Consider the following 15,427-nt stretch of genomic DNA (forward strand, 5'->3'; position numbering starts at 1 on the left):
GTTTCTCATGAGCTCCAACTCCCGCCTGCGTGCATTCGGTTCGCGTACCGCCGGTCCGGGTCAGCCCGTCTACGTCTGTGGCGAGATCGGCATCAACCACAACGGCGACCTGGAGAACGCGTTCAAGCTGATCGACGTGGCCGCCGAGGCCGGCTGCGACGCGGTCAAGTTCCAGAAGCGGACGCCGGAGATCTGCACCCCGCGCGACCAGTGGGACATCGAGCGCGACACCCCCTGGGGCCGCATGACCTACATCGACTACCGCCACCGTGTGGAGTTCGGTGAGGACGAGTACCGCCAGATCGACGCGCACTGCAAGGAGAAGGGGATCGACTGGTTCGCCTCCCCGTGGGACACCGAGGCCGTCGCCTTCCTGGAGAAGTTCGACGTCCCGGCCCACAAGGTGGCCTCGGCCTCCCTGACCGACGACGAGCTGCTGCGCGCCCTGCGCTCCACCGGCCGCACGGTCATCCTCTCCACGGGCATGTCGACCCCGAAGCAGATCCGCCACGCGGTCGAGGTCCTGGGCAGCGACAACATCCTCCTGTGCCACGCCACGTCGACGTACCCGTCGAAGGCCGAGGAGCTCAACCTGCGCGTCATCAACACCCTGCAGGCCGAGTACCCGAACGTCCCGATCGGCTACTCCGGTCACGAGACGGGCCTGCAGACCACGCTCGCCGCGGTCGCCCTGGGCGCCACCTTCGTCGAGCGCCACATCACCCTCGACCGCGCCATGTGGGGCTCGGACCAGGCCGCGTCCGTGGAGCCGCAGGGCCTCACGCGCCTCGTCCGCGACATCCGCACCATCGAGGCGTCCCTCGGCGACGGCGTCAAGAAGGTGTACGACTCCGAGCTCGGCCCGATGAAGAAGCTGCGCCGTGTCCAGGGCGTCGTCGCCGAGGCGGAGATCGCCGCGGCGGCGGGCGAGCCGGTCTCGGTCTGATCCCCTCCACCCCCACACCAAGGGAAGCGACGGTCGTACGTCGATGAGCCCCCGCGCCGGAACCGCCGGCCTCCACACTCTCGCCTTCGTCGAGAGTCCGGTCCAGCTCCTGAACGTGCTGGAGTGGGCGCACGCCCACGCCCTCGGCACGGAGTCAGACTCCGCGCGGGCACCCGGCGCGGGGCTCACCCTTGTCGTCCTCTCACCCAACGACCCCATGACCCGGGGCCAGTTGCGCCGTATGGCGGAGCTGGCGCGGGACGAGGGGTACGAGGTGCGGTGGGAGGAGGCGCGGGGCGGCACGACGGCCCCGTTCCACACGATCGCGGGCCTGGCGCCGTTGTTGCGCAAGGCGGAACGGGTCGTCATGGGCGACCCGTTCTCCCGCTACGTACAACTCCTGCTCACCATCACCCGCGCCCAGGACCTGGTGGTCGTGGACGACGGCACGGCGACCATGGAGTTCGTCTCCCAGCTCGCCCGCGGCGAACGCCTGGTGCGCTGGCACCGCAAGGGCGGCCGCCCCGGCCCCCGCGACCTGCTCTTCGCCCCGGTCTCCTCCAAGGCCCGCCACCGCCTCACCCCCGGTGAGAACCGGCACGTGGAGGTCTTCTCCTCCATGCCGATCGACGAGATCCCCGACGGCGTCACGGTCACCGCGAACGGCTTCGCCTGGACCCGCGCCCGCTTCGGCCCTCCGCGCATCACCAAGGGCGCCGACATGGTCGGTACGTCCCTGGTCGAGACGGGCGTCGTGGACGGCGACCGCTACCTGGAGGCGGTCCGGGCCCTCGCCCGCGCCCACGGCGCGACCCGCTACTTCGCCCACCGCCGCGAGAGCACCGACAAGCTCCACCGGCTGGCCCAGGAGACGGGCCTGGAGGTGGTCCGCCCGGACCTCCCCCTGGAACTCATCGCCCGCCGCGGCCCCATCGGCAGCACGATCCTGAGCTTCCCGTCGACCGTGGTCCACACCCTGCCGCTCGCCCTGGCAGGCACGGACGTCAAGGTGGCCGTCTGCGACATCGACCCCACCTGGCTGACGGAGAACGCCTCGCCCAGGGCGCAGGGCTTCCTGTCCGGGGTGACGGGGACGGCGCGGGATGTGCATCGGTTGTCGGCGGTGACGTCGGCGTAGGCTCTCGCGGTCCGTCGCTGTCCGTCCGTCGCGGTTCTCAGAGGCGCACGGCGACCGAGTAGAAGCGGGTGATCTGCTGTGCGTTGTCGTTGTCGTCGACCACCATCAGCAGGGAACGCCGCCCCCGGTACGGGCCGTCGCTCAGCGTGCCGCCCAGTGCCATGCCTTCGACGTTGCCCAGCAGCGGGTTGGTCTGCGTCCCCTTGACCGCCACCTCACCCGGGCTGCCCGCGGGGCATTCGGCGAGGTCGAACAGCAGCGTGCTGGTGAGGGATTCATCCGAGGGCATGTCGTACAGCGACTTCTTTCCTGTCACATCCCGGGCCTCGGGACCCAGGGTGACGTCCTTGACCCGTATTGCGTTGCCCAGGCCCGCCGAGTACTGCCTCTCCAGGGCCAGGAGCCGGTTGTCGTCGACCGCCACCAGCTCCACCAGGCTCAGCCCCTCGGCCGTGCGGTAGGCGTACTGGTGGTCCGGGGTGTAGGCCCCGCCGGGTGTGCCGGTGTAGCGCTGGATGCGCAGGAGGTTCGTGCCCCGGTCGTCGCCGTCCTGGGCGAGGGGTGATTCCAGTCCGACGTACAGGTACTTGCCGCTCGGTGTGAGGGCGAGGGACTCGATCGTGCGGCCCGCCATGGCGCCGCCGTCGGGCCAGATCTGGAAACTCTTGGGCAGGGGGAGCTCGGGTCCCACCTGATGGCCGCTGTCGAGATTGAAGCGGCGGATGGCGGGCCCGGTCTCGGAGGCGACGAGCGCTGTCCGCCCACCCTTCTCGACGGCGAGTGCTTCCCCGTCGAACCACGGGCCGAACTCGCTGCCGTTCGCCTTGCGCAGGGTCGTGGCCCTCCCGGCCTGTGGCCGGAGGGCCTCGGGGGTGCCGATGTCGATGGGGAAGATCCGTCCCGTTTCGTTGTCGGTGATCGCGTACGCTCTGCCATAGCGGCTGGGAGCGAAGGCCAGGCCCGAGAGGCCGACGACCTTCTCGTTGTCGACCTCCTTCTTGTCGAGCGCGTCGGAGTGGTCCAGCAGGGCGGCCCGGGAGGAGCAGTCGCCGCGGGCCGCCGTGGGCGGGCGCAGGCGGTCCCATGCGGGCGGTGCCGCGAGACCGATGGCTACGCCGGCGGCGAGTCCCGAGGCGAGTGCCATGAGCAGTCTGCGGCGGAGGCGGCCGGGTGGCAGGGCCGGAACCCCCGCAGGCGTGGGCGTGTGCTCCGGGACGGGACGTTTCGCCGCGTTGCGCACGAAGCCGAGGCCCGAGAGCCCGTTCTCGTCCTGGGCGCGCGCTTCCTGAGGCTCGGTCAGCTTCAGGGTGCTCATCTTCTTCCGGACGAGCCGGAACACCTCGCCCAGGGTGAGCACTTCGCCGCCGCCGGTGTCGCCCTTGCTGAGGACGTCCACCAGGGCCCCGGTGAACGCGGAGCACTTGTCGGGGTCGGGGGCGTGGGAGAGGCGGTTGTGTGCCGTGGACGTCAACGCGTACGTCCCGGCGTCGAGTTGCGTCAGGGTGCTCAACGCCAGTTCGGCGCTGTCCGGGGCGGAGTACGACTCTCCCTCGTCCCGGATCCATTTGCCGCTGAAGCAGCAGTCGAGGATGAGGACGACGCGCCGGGCGGAGCTCTTCTCGATCGCGCCCCGGAGGTGGCGGGTGTCGACCCAACCCGCCGGACGGCGGAGCCGCGATTTGGGCAGGGTCAGATACAGACGTTGATCGGTGCCCAGCAGCCCGTGACCCGCGTAGTACACGATCAGCGTGTCCTCGGCACGCGCGCCCGCCTCTTCGACGGCGTCCATGATCTCGGGCGCCTCGGCCGGATTGGGCAGGGTGATGACGCGACCCTCGGGGAACCCTCCGATGTCCTGGTCGAGGAAGACCTTCCGGAGGCCGGCGAGGTTGTGCTTGACGCTGTTGAGCTTCTCCAGGCCGTCATGTGCGGGGCCGCTGTAGGCGTCGACCCCGATCAGCAGGCAGACCGACCGGGCCGGGTCGAGCCGCTGGGGTGCCCCGGGCGTTCGTGCCGCGGTGGAGTCAGCGGAGTCAGGAGACGAGGCCGCGGGGACGACAGGCTCGGTCACCGTCTGTCCCCGTTGCCGCCGCCGTCTCCGTCGTCGCTGCTGTCGCCGGGATCACGGTTGTGGTCGGCGGGCTGGGTTCCGGGGGAGACGGTCGGTTCATGGGACTCGTCGCGGTCCTGGGGTACGAGCCCGGCAGCGCGCAGCGCCGCCGCGAGCTGTTCCGCCTGTCCCGGATCTCCTCCGAGGACGGTGACATTGATGGTGGTGGTCGGCCGACGTCCCTGCCGCCACGCCCGAACGCTGTCCACGAGCTGGAGCCCGAGGGACAGTGCTCCGCACAGCGCCCCGATCTCCTCGGGCCCGATCCCCATCCGCCCTTGCGCCGCGCCGACCACGGCTTCGATCCGCACGCCGGCGAGCCGCAGATCGCGATCGTCCCTGAGCCACTCGTGGAGTGACCGTACGTCCTGCCTCTGATCCTCGTCCTGGTCACTGCCCCCGGCCCAGAACCTGATCTCCACTTGTTTCTCCCCCGCCCGTCCGGCCGCCCTGCGCACCACACGTCCGCTCTGAAGGTTCGCACAACATGGTGGCAGCAAGGGGAAGTTGAGGTGAAGAAGTCGGAAGCGGCGGCAAGGGTCCCCTTCGCGGAGCCGATCGGTGGTGTGGCTGAGCTGTGTGATGATGCACGGACAATAGCCGCCCCGGGGAGGGACCGGGTGCGTGAGAAAGGGCGGGAGCGCAGAGTGGGCAAGGACGGGGGGTCCATACCGGACGAGGAGTGGGAGCGCTTCCTGCGAGAGGCCGAGGCCGGGACTCAGGGTGGGCCCAAGGAGCCCTCGGCGCGGGCCCGGATGGTGGCGCGGCGGCTGCGGGAACAGCCCGGTCCGCCGGAAGGGTGGCGAACTCACCAACCGGCCCGGCGGCGACGGAGCAAGGGCTGGCACGCGGTCGGACTGCTGGTGGCGGCCGGACTGCTGGTGGTGGCAGTGGCTCCGGAGCGGGTGGCCGGATGGATCGCGAGCGGAGACGGCGAAAGTGCGCCGCTCGCCGCGGAGTCGCAACGTCCGAGCAAACCGCCGGCGACGGAGACCGCCCAACTTCCCACAGTGGAGCAGCCGTTCAGGGGATCGCCGGCCGTGCGCTGGGCCGACGGTGCGGCCGGGATCCATCTGCCGGCCGCACGGGCGACCGGTTGGATGAGCAAGGAGCAGGTCGAGAAGGCGCTCGATCGGAGTCGGGACTTCCTTGCCGAGTCCAGTCTGGATGCCGGTGTGCTGAGCGGGGAGCGGCCGCGGAAGGCGATCGCGTTGATCAATCCGCATCAGCAGGATGTCCAGGACTACCTGGCTGCCGCGTTCCGCGCGCCCAGCCGCGAGGACGATCCTCTGTTGCTGTTCAGCCGGTTCGAGGATTCGAAGGTGCGGCTGGTCGGTGACGTGGTCAAGACGCGAGGACGGATCACGTTCCGGGAAGGCGAGCGCGGTGCGGTCGAGGTGACGACCGATGTCACGTACGTCTATCCGGTCGTACGCACCGCGGAGGGGAGCGACGAAGTCGCGCGCACCATCGTGCGCCGCGAGGTCGTGATGAGCTGGGACGACCCGGCCAAGGTGATCGTCGAGCCGGGGACGTTCTCCTTCGTGTCCTACAAGGTGGACACCACCAACGGCGGCTGCGACACCTTCACCGGCTACTTCAACCCCGAGTTCAGGGCCGAGCGCGCGACCTCGGGCCAGGGAGACGATCGCGAGGTCGATCCGTACGACCGGAGCGACTCGATGGACGAGCGCATGCGGGACGCCGACGACGAGGGGTGCGGGACCGCCACACGGTCGTAAGCGGCGGTGGCTCATGCGACGGCCAGGTCGCCGTCGCCGTCGGTTTTCTCCTGTTCCTCCGTTTGGGGATACCTCGTCCACTTGTTCGGTGGTTTACCCGCTGTCTGGTTTGTTCAGTATGTCGGGGTCGGTGTGGCTCCTCCATACCGTCAGCGAGGAAGAGGAGAGGACTCCATGCGTCGCATCCGCTCGTTCGCCGTCGCCGCAGCCGCCCTGGTCACGGCCTTGGGTGTCGTACCCGCCGCGAACGCGGCCCCCGCGGCACCCGGCAGCCGGGCCGCCTACAACTGCACCCCCGGATACTTCTGCATCTACAGCGACTGGGACGGCGGCGGGACCCGCTGCCAGTGGCAGAGCGAGAGGAGGGCGAACACCGCCGACGACTGCTCCTTCATCCGCAGGGGGCAGAACGTACGCTCGCTGTGGAACGGGACCGGGCACCGTAAGCAGTACTACAAGGGCACCAACTACCAGTCCCGTGTCGGCTCCACCCCCGCGGGCGCGGGCGGCAACCTGCAGGGCAACTACCAGATCCGTTCGTTCAAGCCCCAGTAGGGCTGTGGTCTGACCGCAGGGCGCCTCGGCGGAGGCGCCCTGTTCTCATGACCGGGCTCGGTAAGCGGGTCCGGCTGCGTTCGCTCGTCAGGCCTTCACGGCGTCCTGCTTGACGGTTGCTATGAGGGCAGCCAGTGCCGCACGGCTCGTGTGGAGGACGATGTCCGGTTCGTCGCTCTCGCGGAGGCGGAGGCGGAGGGTGGTGTCGGGGGTGGTGGCGACGTAGACGCAGGAGGAGGCCTCCGAGCTGTGCGACGACTTCTGCCAGGTGAGGGGTGGCTTGGTGGACATGAGCCTCCTTCAGGCCTCGTGGGCGATGTTGTGGATGAGTTTGCGGGATTCCTCCGCTGGGAGGGCCAGCTTCTCCAGGCGGTCCAGCACCGCCGTGTAGCGCTCCAACTGGGCTGCGGCGTCGATGAATTCGCTGCCGTGCTCAGTGTCCAGCTGCACGGTGTCGAGCTGAGGGACAGGGCCGTACGCGTAGTCGATGCCCTGTCCGGAGCCGGGGAAGGCGCCCCGGCCGAAGGGGACGACCAGGATCGTGATGCTGTCGCGCTGGCTCATCTCGACGAGGTGGGTGAGCTGTTCGGCGGCGACGGTCGGGCCGCCCACCCGCATGTGGAGCGCTGCCTCGTGGATGAGCGCCGTGTAGGGGAAGGGGGGATCGCGGTACAGCGCGGCCTGACGTTTGATCCGGTACGACATCCTGTGTTCGACCTCGTGCGGAAGCAGCGGCGGCACCGCGTCGCCGAAGAGTGCCCGCGCGTGCTGCGTCGTCTGCAGCAGGCCGGGAATGTGCAGGGCTTGGGTCACGCGTAGCGCTGTGGCGTGGTGTTCGAGTTCCGCCAGATCGAGCGTGGCGTGCGGCAGTTGTCCTCGGTAGTCCTCCCACCACCCGCGCGCCCTGCGGCCCGTCATCCCGGTCAGTGCCTCGATGAGTGCCTTGTCCGAGCAGGCGTAGTTGCGGGCGATGGCCCGTACGCGGTCGGCGCTGACGGCGTAGCGCCCCGCTTCGATGTTGCTGATGCGTGACTGGTTGACGCCAAGGAGGGCTGCCGCCTCGATCGTGGACAGGCCCGCTCGTTCGCGGAGTTTGCGCAGCTCGGCGCCGAGGCGCTGCTGACGCAGGGTCGGGGTCTTGCTGGGCGGCATCGATGTCCCTTCGCGCCGGGAGCGAGCGGCCATGTCACCCACACGAGCGTTAATGGCCTCTCTTCCTCTTCTTTTGTGGAATGTAGGCCAATCTCGGGCCTACGGTGAGACTCACCCCGCTCAACGACCTACGCCCGCAAACCGAAGGCCGACGAGCGATCCAAGTCCCTTCCTCGAAAGAGGCGTTCATGGCCACCGTATCGCCGTCACCGACCCCCGCCTGGTCCTACGCCCTGCACCTGCCCCACGACCCACGCGCCCCGCGCATCGCCCGTATGACCCTGCGGGCGGTGCTTCCGGCGTACGGGATGGGTGAACTGCTCGACACCGCCGAACTTTTGGCCTCCGAGCTGGTCACCAACGCCTACCAGCACACCAAAGGGCCGGCATTCCTGCGGCTGCGCGGGCTTGACGGGCTCGATGCCGAGCCCCGGAGCGGGGTGCGGGTCACTGTGTGGGACACGGACCCCTACGTGCCCTCGCCGTTCGACAAGCCGCCCGCGCGGCGCGGTCCGCCAGGCGCCGGGCAGGGGCAGGCTGAACAGGCGGACGAGCGATCCCTCGGCGGGTGCGGGCTGGTCCTCGTACGCGAGTGGGCCGATCGCTGGGGCGGGTGCCAGCTCGGTGACGATCTGTTCGGACGTGGCGGGAAGCTGCTCTGGTTCGAGCTGGAGAACCGGTCGGCGACGGACGTGCAGGTCGTGGCGTGAGTGGCGCAGTTCGGGACATGCCCGTCACGGTGAGCTACCTCGTACGGGTGGAGCGGAACGCAAGCCGCGCCGCGCGTCTCGCCCGGCACTACGGTGGAGGCATCGACACGCCCTGTACTCAGCGGAGGACCGTGGTGACCACCATGATCGAGCGCCCGGCGGCCATAGACGCATCCGGGTCCGGAGCGTTCGAGGACATGCTCCGGACCGTCGAGGAACTGGACACACCTGACGGCTACAAGGCCGAGCTCATCCGGGGGAAGATCGTCGTGTCGCCGTGGTCGAAGCTGCGTTACCTGCGCCCGATGCGGCGGCTGCGCAGTCAAGTGGAGGCATACGCGCCGGAGGGCCACGTCACGGAGACCTCGCCCTTCCTCTTCACGTTCCCTTCGTCCGAGCGCGGCTTCGGTCCCGACCTCTTCGTCGCCGACGAAGCCGCCTTCGACACCGAAGGCCGCCACGCCGACGGCGCCGCGCTCTCCCTGGTCGCCGAGCTGACCTCCCTGTCCACCAAGGACACCGACTGGCTCGACAAGCTGGACACCTACGGACGCGTGGTCCCCGTGTACCTCGTCCTCGACATGCAGGTCCAGGAGATCACCGCGTTCTGGGACCCGTCACCCAAGGGCTACCGCTCGCGCACGACCGTGCCCTTCGGGCGAGCCCTCCACGTCCCCGCACCCTTCGACTTCGATCTCGACACCTCCGGGTTCGCCGTGCCACCGGAGAACACGGAGGGTGAGAGCGAAGGCCGGGGGACGGCAACCAGCGGACCGGCCTGACCCGGCGGCCGCCCGCATGGGCGTCGTGCGGCTCGGCGCGGACGCGGCCGGAGGGACTCGGCGGCCACTTCTCCGCCGAGTGCGACAGATTTCCGGAAACTGTCGCACTTCCGCGCCCCGCATCCCCGGGGGTGCGGTCCCAGCGGCCGCGACCCGAGCCGACCCGAGCCGACCCGAGTCGACGCGAGCCGACCCGATCGGAACAACACCAAGGTTCGTCGCACCTCGGCAGGTGTCGGTACGTATCGATCAAGGTCGCTGCCAAAGCCCAATCGTCCCGAAAAGCCGGGCGAGTGTACCCACCCCGCTTGATCCCCATGCGCCGACCGGTCAGATTTTCTTCTCTAACGGGCTGAATTTTTGTTGATCGCGGGTTAGTCGACCGCCCGATCGCCCTACTCTTCATAGGGTGAACCAACTGATGTCCCGAGAGTCCGAGGCCGATCTGCCCGGGGAAGCAGCGCTTCCCGGCGCCCTGCCGGATGCCCTGCGCACCGAACTTGTCGCCTTCCGCCGCGACATGCACATGCACCCCGAGCTCGGTAACCAGGAGTTCCGTACCACCGCCGCGATCAAGGCCCGTCTGGAGAAGGCCGGGCTCGCGCCGCGCGTACTCGAAACCGGGACCGGGCTCCTGTGTGACATCGGTGACTGGGACGGCGGGCGGCCCATGCTCGCCCTGCGGGCCGACATCGACGCCCTGCCGATTCCCGACATGAAGGTCGACTGCTCCTACCGCTCCACCGTGCCCGACCGCGCGCACGCCTGTGGCCACGACGTGCACACCAGCGTCGTCCTCGGCGCCGGGCTCGTCCTGGCCGAGCTGCACCGGAAGGGGCGGCTGCCCCGGCCCGTGCGGCTGATCTTCCAGCCGGCCGAGGAAGTACTGCCCGGCGGCGCGCCCGACGCCATAGAGTCCGGCGCGCTGGAGAACGTGGGGCGGATCATCGGCGTGCACTGCGACCCCAGGGTGGAGGCCGGGCGGATCGGGCTGCGCAACGGGCCCCTCACGTCCGCCTGCGACCGGCTGGAAGTCGCACTCGACGGGCCCGGCGGCCACACCGCGCGCCCCCACCTCACCACCGACCTGGTCACCGCCGCCGCCCGCGTCGCCACCGACGTGCCCGCGCTGGTGGCCCGCCGCGTCGACGCCCGCAGCGGGCTCGCTGTCACCTGGGGACGCATCGAGTCCGGCCACGCCTGCAACGTGATCCCGCAGCACGCCGAGCTCTCCGGAACCGTGCGCTGCCTCGACATCGAGGCCTGGCGGCAGGCCCCCGACCTGGTGCACGCGGCCATCGACGAGGTCGCCACCCTCCACCGCGCCAAGTCCCAGATCAACTACGTCCGGGGCGTTCCGCCGGTCGTCAACGACCCGGTCGTGACCGAACTGCTGCGCGATGCCATGACCGCGCGCCGCGGCGCGCAGTCCATCGAGGACACCGACCAGAGCCTGGGCGGCGAGGACTTCTCCTGGTACCTGGAGCACGTCCCGGGCGCCATGGCCCGCCTCGGTGTCCGCCGGCCCGGCGACCGTCTGGTCCGCGACCTCCACCAGGGCGACTTCGACGCCGACGAGCACGCCATCACTGTCGGCGTGGAGCTCTTCACCGCGGCCGCCCTCCTCGACGCCGGACGGTAGTCGCGGCCTGGAGGGGCGACCGGCCGGCGGTCGCTGCCGGCGCCTCTCCCCGCTTCGTACGGCGTCTCTCCCCGCCCCGTACGGCACGTGTTCCACCGGCACGTACGAGTCGTGCCGCGGGCACGGAGCGTGAGCAGCGCTCGGGGTGTTATGCGTCATTCGTGCCTTTTGGTGGCGTGGTTCACGCGGACTTAACCGGCCATCGGCACGAATGGATAACAGCCAAGCGATACCCCGTTCCCTCGATGGTCTACGCGCGTTAATGTGCGCCGAACTCGGCACCCACGGCGGGGGCTGAACCAGCACCCACTGCGGGGCTAGGGAGAATGGGGAACTTCAGGATGCGTCGGATATCCAAACTGACCCGCGTCGCGGTGGGGGTCGCGTCGCTGGCCCTCGCGGCCACGGCCTGTGGCGGTACGAGCAGCGAAGCCGGGAGCGACGGCGGCGAGAGCGGCGGCGACGCGAAGGGGCTCGCCATCGCCTACGACATCGGTGGCAAGGGCGACCAGTCCTTCAACGACGCCGCGTACTCCGGCCTGGAGAAGGCGCAGAAGGAGTTCGGCTACAAGACCGCCGACATCGAGCCGACCGAGGGCGAGACCGACGCCGACAAGGTGCAGCGCCTCACCTCCCTGGCCAAGCAGGGCTACAACCCCATCGTCGGTGTCGGGTTCGCGTACGGCCCCGCGATGGAAGAGGTCGCCAAGAAGTATCCGAAGGTCAGCTTCGGCATCGTCGACTCGGTCGTCGAGGGCGACAACGTGGCCTCCCTGGTCTTCGCCGAGAACGAGGCCTCGTACCTCGCCGGTGTCGCCGCCGCCAAGGCGACCAAGACGAACACCGTCGGTTTCGTCGGCGGTGTGGACGTTCCGCTGATCAACAAGTTCGAGGCCGGTTACAAGCAGGGCGTCGAGGACACCAACCCCAAGGTGAAGGTCCTGTCGCAGTACCTGACGCAGACCGCCGAGGAGGGCGGCTTCTCCAGCCCGGACAAGGGCAAGGCCGCCGCCGAGGCCCAGCTGGAGAAGAACGCCGACGTCGTCTACCAGGCGGCCGGCCTCTCCGGTCAGGGTGTGATCGAGGCAGCCGCCACCGCCAAGAAGTGGGCGATCGGCGTCGACTCCGACCAGTACGAGCAGGAGGCCCTCGCCAAGTACAAGGACTACATCCTGACTTCGGCGACGAAGGACATCGGCGACGCGGTGTACGCGCTGGCCAAGTCCGTCGAGGACGGCAAGCCGCTGACCGGCACGCAGACCTTCGACCTCAAGGTGGACGGCGTCGGCCTGGCCGACAGCAACCCCGAGTTCGCGAAGATCCCCGGTCTCACGGACGCCGTGACCAAGGCCAAGGAAGGCATCGTCGACGGCTCCATCAAGGTCAAGACCGAGTAGTCGGTAGTCGAAGGTTCCTGGAAACGGGCGGGCGCCCCGGTGCCCGCCCGCTTCTAGTTGGCGGGGCAGCGCCCCGCAGGGGGCGCGGGGCTGTGACATATACGGCTCAGCCGCGTGGGCGCGACCAGCCACAACCAACCCGCAGCCCTGGACGGCGCCACAACACAACGGCGCTACCAGAACCCGCCCAACCAGCGGAGCGCCCCCGCGGAGCGTATCGGCCCCATAACAAGCCGTACCGCAGGCTTTCACCCGCAGGTCTACGCGCGTTACTCTGCGGCGGAGCCACCACGCGCCGAAGCCGTGAAGAACCACCGTACGGCGCAGTACGACAGGAGCACACCAATGCGCCGGGTTTCCCGCCTCACGGTCGCAGGCGCAGCGACCGCATCCCTCGCCCTCGCCCTCTCCGCCTGCGGCGGCACCTCGACCGAGGCCTCCTCCTCCCAGGACGCGAAGGGCGACAAGGGCCTCGCCATCGCGTACGACGTCGGCGGCAAGGGCGACCAGTCCTTCAACGACGCCGCGTACGCGGGCCTGCAGAAGGCGGAGAAGGAGTTCGGCTACGAGACCACCGACGTCGAGCCCACCGACGGCGAGACGGACGCCGACAAGACCCAGCGCCTGGTCTCGCTGGCCAAGCAGGGCTACAACCCGGTGATCGGTGTCGGCTACGCCTACGCGGCGGCCGTGAAGGAGGCCGCGGCGAAGTACCCGGACGTCACGTTCGGCATCGTCGACGACTCCACCATCGAGGCGGAGAACGTCGCGGACCTGGTCTTCTCCGAGGAGCAGGCCTCGTACCTCGCCGGTGTCGCCGCCGCCAAGGCGACCAGGACGAACACCGTCGGTTTCGTCGGTGGCGTGGACATCCCGCTCATCCACAAGTTCGAGGCGGGCTTCAAGCAGGGCGTCGAGGACACCAACCCCAAGGCGAAGGTCCTCTCGCAGTACCTCACGCAGACCGCGGAGGAGGGCGGCTTCTCCAGCCCCGACAAGGGCAAGACGGCCGCCGAGAGCCAGATCGAGAAGAAGGCCGACGTCGTCTACCAGGCGGCCGGCCTGTCCGGTCAGGGTGTGATCGAGGCCGCCGCCGCCAACAAGGTGTGGGCGATCGGCGTCGACTCGGACCAGTACGGGCAGCAGGCCCTCGCGAAGTACAAGGACTACATCCTCACCTCGGCGACGAAGGACGTGGCCAAGGCGGTGTACAACCTTGCGAAGTCGGTCGAGGACGGCAAGCCGGAGACCGGTATCGTACGGGGCGATCTGAAGACCGGTGAGGTCGGCCTCGCGGACTCCAACCCCAAGTTCAAGGACGACACCGAGCTCCAGCAAGCCATTGAAACGGCCAAGGAGAAGATCATCAGCGGCGAGATCAAGGTCAGGACCAGCTGACTCAGCAGGACCAGCTGACTCAGCAGGGCCTCAAGCAGCCAGTAACCGCGGGGTTACCTCCGCTCAACGGGGTACGGGGATTCTTTCGCCCTGTACCCCGTTGTCGACGGTACGTCACCCCTTTCGTTGCCATAGGGGTGCCACACGCGTAGGCGACCCCCTTCCACAGGAGAGTGCGCCATCAACGCGTCCAGCAGCCCTCCGGCCGGCGCGGCGGTCAACGGTCAGGCGACCGCCGTCGAACTCGCCGGGATCACCAAGCGATTCCCGGGCGTCGTGGCCAACCACGACATCCACCTCAGCGTCCGCAAGGGCACCGTGCACGCCCTCGTCGGCGAGAACGGCGCCGGCAAGTCGACGCTGATGAAGATCCTCTACGGTATGCAGAAGCCGGACGAGGGCACGATCGCGATCGACGGCGAGCAGGTCACCTTCTCGTCGCCGGCCGACGCCATCGCCCGCGGTATCGGCATGGTCCACCAGCACTTCATGCTCGCCGACAACCTCACGGTGCTGGAGAACGTGGTGCTGGGCAGCGAGAAGCTGCACGGCATCGGCGGCAAGGCCCGCCGCAGGATCAAGGAGATCTCCGACCGCTACGGCCTCGGGGTGCGCCCCGACCTCCTGGTCGAGGAACTCGGTGTCGCCGCCCGTCAGCGCGTGGAGATCCTCAAGGTCCTTTACCGCGGCGCCCGCACCCTGATCCTGGACGAGCCCACCGCGGTGCTCGTGCCGCAGGAGGTCGACGCGCTCTTCGCCAACCTGCGGGAGCTGAAGTCCGAGGGCCTGTCGGTCATCTTCATCTCCCACAAGCTGGGCGAGGTGCTGTCGGTCGCCGACGAGATCACCGTCATACGCCGCGGCACGACCGTCGGCACGGCCGTGCCCGCCGATACCAGCCCGCGCCAGCTCGCCGAGCTGATGGTCGGCAGTGAGCTGCCGACCCCGCAGACCGCCGAGTCCACGGTCACCGACCGCCCCGTACTGACCGTCGAGAAGCTCCGGCTTGAGGCCCCCGGCGGCAAGGCGCTGCTGGACGACATCAGCTTCACCATCCACGCGGGCGAGGTCCTGGGTCTCGCCGGTGTCGAGGGCAACGGCCAGACCGAGCTCGTGGACGCGCTCATCGGCCTCAAGCACGCCGACTCCGGCGTCATCACGCTGGCCGAGGACGAGATCACCGCCTGGCCCACCCGCAGGCGCCGCGAGCAGGGCATCGGCTACATCCCCGAGGACCGCCACCGCCACGGACTGCTCCTGGAAGCCCCGCTCTGGGAGAACCGTATCCTCGGCCACGTCACCGAGGCGCCCAACGCGAAGGGCTTCTGGCTGGACCCGAAGTCCGCCCAGGAGGACACGCGGAGGATCGTCGAGGCGTACGACGTCCGCACCCCGGGCATCGACGTCACCGCGGCCTCGCTCTCCGGCGGCAACCAGCAGAAGCTGATCGTCGGCCGCGAGATGAGCCACAAGCCGCGCTTCCTGATCGCCGCCCACCCGACCCGCGGGGTGGACGTCGGCGCACAGGCCCAGATCTGGGACCAGATCCGGGAGGCTCGCCGCGAGGGTCTGGCCGTGCTGCTGATCTCCGCCGACCTGGACGAGCTGATCGGCCTGTCCGACACGCTCCGGGTGATCTACAACGGCAAGCTGGTCGCCGACGCCGACCCGGCCACGATCACCCCGGAGGAACTCGGCTCGGCCATGACCGGCGCGGCCACGGGCCACCTCGAACACGAGGAGCCCTCGGCGGACGGGCCGGCGAAGACCTCGGCGGAGGACGCCGCCGACAACCCGGCGAACGGTGCCGAGGAGACCCCGGCGGACGGCTCCGAGTCCCCGGCGGACGGTCCCG

General features: G+C 69.4%; 13 protein-coding genes and 1 pseudogene. 10 read left to right on the forward strand and 4 right to left on the reverse strand.

Annotation, left to right across the window (positions count from 1 at the left end):
* Positions 1-7 precede the first annotated feature (7 nt).
* Together E0500_RS14260 and E0500_RS14265 are read left to right on the forward strand one after the other, a co-directional pair.
* Positions 8-946, forward strand: a complete 939-nt coding sequence (locus E0500_RS14260) for an N-acetylneuraminate synthase family protein (RefSeq protein WP_131564505.1) — start codon at positions 8-10, stop codon at positions 944-946.
* Positions 947-989: 43 nt separating this feature from the next.
* Positions 990-2,084: a hypothetical protein gene (locus E0500_RS14265; protein WP_131564507.1), complete on the forward strand. Its 1,095-nt coding sequence runs from the start codon at positions 990-992 to the stop codon at positions 2,082-2,084.
* A gap of 37 nt (positions 2,085-2,121) precedes the next feature.
* Here the strand turns inward: E0500_RS14265 and E0500_RS14270 are convergent, their stop codons facing one another.
* Positions 2,122-4,155, reverse strand: coding sequence for a caspase, EACC1-associated type (locus E0500_RS14270; protein ID WP_131564509.1), 2,034 nt, complete (start codon positions 4,153-4,155; stop codon positions 2,122-2,124).
* A complete protein-coding gene (locus E0500_RS44970) occupies positions 4,152-4,616 on the reverse strand; it encodes an effector-associated constant component EACC1 (RefSeq protein WP_131564511.1) in 465 nt (154 codons plus the stop codon). The genes E0500_RS14270 and E0500_RS44970 overlap by 4 nt, the downstream gene beginning before the upstream one ends.
* A gap of 225 nt (positions 4,617-4,841) precedes the next feature.
* Here E0500_RS44970 and E0500_RS14280 point away from each other — a divergent pair, with 225 nt between their 5' ends.
* Together E0500_RS14280 and E0500_RS14285 are read left to right on the forward strand one after the other, a co-directional pair.
* The gene (locus tag E0500_RS14280) at positions 4,842-5,936 is read left to right on the forward strand and encodes a hypothetical protein (protein WP_131564541.1); all 1,095 of its coding nucleotides are present in this window, start codon (positions 4,842-4,844) and stop codon (positions 5,934-5,936) included.
* Between the two features lie 174 nt (positions 5,937-6,110).
* Positions 6,111-6,491, forward strand: coding sequence for a peptidase inhibitor family I36 protein (locus tag E0500_RS14285; RefSeq protein ID WP_131564513.1), 381 nt, complete (start codon positions 6,111-6,113; stop codon positions 6,489-6,491).
* Between the two features lie 87 nt (positions 6,492-6,578).
* Here E0500_RS14285 and E0500_RS14290 read toward each other — a convergent pair whose 3' ends face one another.
* Together E0500_RS14290 and E0500_RS14295 are read right to left on the reverse strand one after the other, a co-directional pair.
* Positions 6,579-6,782, reverse strand: a complete 204-nt coding sequence (locus E0500_RS14290) for a DUF397 domain-containing protein (RefSeq protein WP_131564515.1) — start codon at positions 6,780-6,782, stop codon at positions 6,579-6,581.
* Between the two features lie 9 nt (positions 6,783-6,791).
* Entirely contained in the window at positions 6,792-7,643 is an 852-nt protein-coding gene (locus E0500_RS14295) for a helix-turn-helix transcriptional regulator (RefSeq protein ID WP_131564517.1), read from the reverse strand.
* Between the two features lie 188 nt (positions 7,644-7,831).
* Here E0500_RS14295 and E0500_RS14300 point away from each other — a divergent pair, with 188 nt between their 5' ends.
* The 6 genes and pseudogenes from E0500_RS14300 to E0500_RS14325 form a co-directional block, all read left to right on the forward strand.
* Positions 7,832-8,353, forward strand: coding sequence for an ATP-binding protein (locus E0500_RS14300; RefSeq protein WP_131564519.1), 522 nt, complete (start codon positions 7,832-7,834; stop codon positions 8,351-8,353).
* A 17-nt stretch (positions 8,354-8,370) separates the two neighbouring features.
* Positions 8,371-9,135, forward strand: a complete 765-nt coding sequence (locus E0500_RS14305) for a Uma2 family endonuclease (protein WP_258572776.1) — start codon at positions 8,371-8,373, stop codon at positions 9,133-9,135.
* A 421-nt stretch (positions 9,136-9,556) separates the two neighbouring features.
* A complete protein-coding gene (locus E0500_RS14310; protein WP_131564521.1) occupies positions 9,557-10,777 on the forward strand; it encodes an amidohydrolase in 1,221 nt (406 codons plus the stop codon).
* Between the two features lie 341 nt (positions 10,778-11,118).
* Positions 11,119-12,174: a BMP family protein gene (locus E0500_RS14315; RefSeq protein WP_131564523.1), complete on the forward strand. Its 1,056-nt coding sequence runs from the start codon at positions 11,119-11,121 to the stop codon at positions 12,172-12,174.
* Positions 12,175-12,519: 345 nt separating this feature from the next.
* Positions 12,520-13,572 carry a BMP family protein gene (locus E0500_RS14320; RefSeq protein ID WP_131564525.1) on the forward strand — a complete coding sequence of 351 codons (1,053 nt, stop codon included), beginning with the start codon at positions 12,520-12,522 and terminating at the stop codon, positions 13,570-13,572.
* A 180-nt stretch (positions 13,573-13,752) separates the two neighbouring features.
* Positions 13,753-15,339 (forward strand): annotated as a pseudogene (locus E0500_RS14325) (ABC transporter ATP-binding protein); the annotation flags it as partial.
* Positions 15,340-15,427 lie beyond the last annotated feature (88 nt).

This window comes from Streptomyces sp. KM273126 (assembly GCF_004337435.2).
GTDB lineage: Bacteria > Actinomycetota > Actinomycetes > Streptomycetales > Streptomycetaceae > Streptomyces > Streptomyces acidicola.

Bases quoted from the DNA above. Each gene is read 5' to 3' on its own strand.
- E0500_RS14295 (WP_131564517.1), bottom strand. From the start codon at position 7,643: ATGCCGCCCAGCAAGACCCCGACCCTGCGTCAGCAGCGCCTCGGCGCC.
- E0500_RS14315 (WP_131564523.1), top strand. From the start codon at position 11,119: ATGCGTCGGATATCCAAACTGACCCGCGTCGCGGTGGGGGTCGCGTCG.
- E0500_RS14260 (WP_131564505.1), top strand. From the start codon at position 8: ATGAGCTCCAACTCCCGCCTGCGTGCATTCGGTTCGCGTACCGCCGGT.
- E0500_RS14305 (WP_258572776.1), top strand. From the start codon at position 8,371: ATGCCCGTCACGGTGAGCTACCTCGTACGGGTGGAGCGGAACGCAAGC.
- E0500_RS14285 (WP_131564513.1), top strand. From the start codon at position 6,111: ATGCGTCGCATCCGCTCGTTCGCCGTCGCCGCAGCCGCCCTGGTCACG.
- E0500_RS14300 (WP_131564519.1), top strand. From the start codon at position 7,832: ATGGCCACCGTATCGCCGTCACCGACCCCCGCCTGGTCCTACGCCCTG.
- E0500_RS14320 (WP_131564525.1), top strand. From the start codon at position 12,520: ATGCGCCGGGTTTCCCGCCTCACGGTCGCAGGCGCAGCGACCGCATCC.
- E0500_RS14310 (WP_131564521.1), top strand. From the start codon at position 9,557: ATGTCCCGAGAGTCCGAGGCCGATCTGCCCGGGGAAGCAGCGCTTCCC.
- E0500_RS14290 (WP_131564515.1), bottom strand. From the start codon at position 6,782: ATGTCCACCAAGCCACCCCTCACCTGGCAGAAGTCGTCGCACAGCTCG.
- E0500_RS14265 (WP_131564507.1), top strand. From the start codon at position 990: ATGAGCCCCCGCGCCGGAACCGCCGGCCTCCACACTCTCGCCTTCGTC.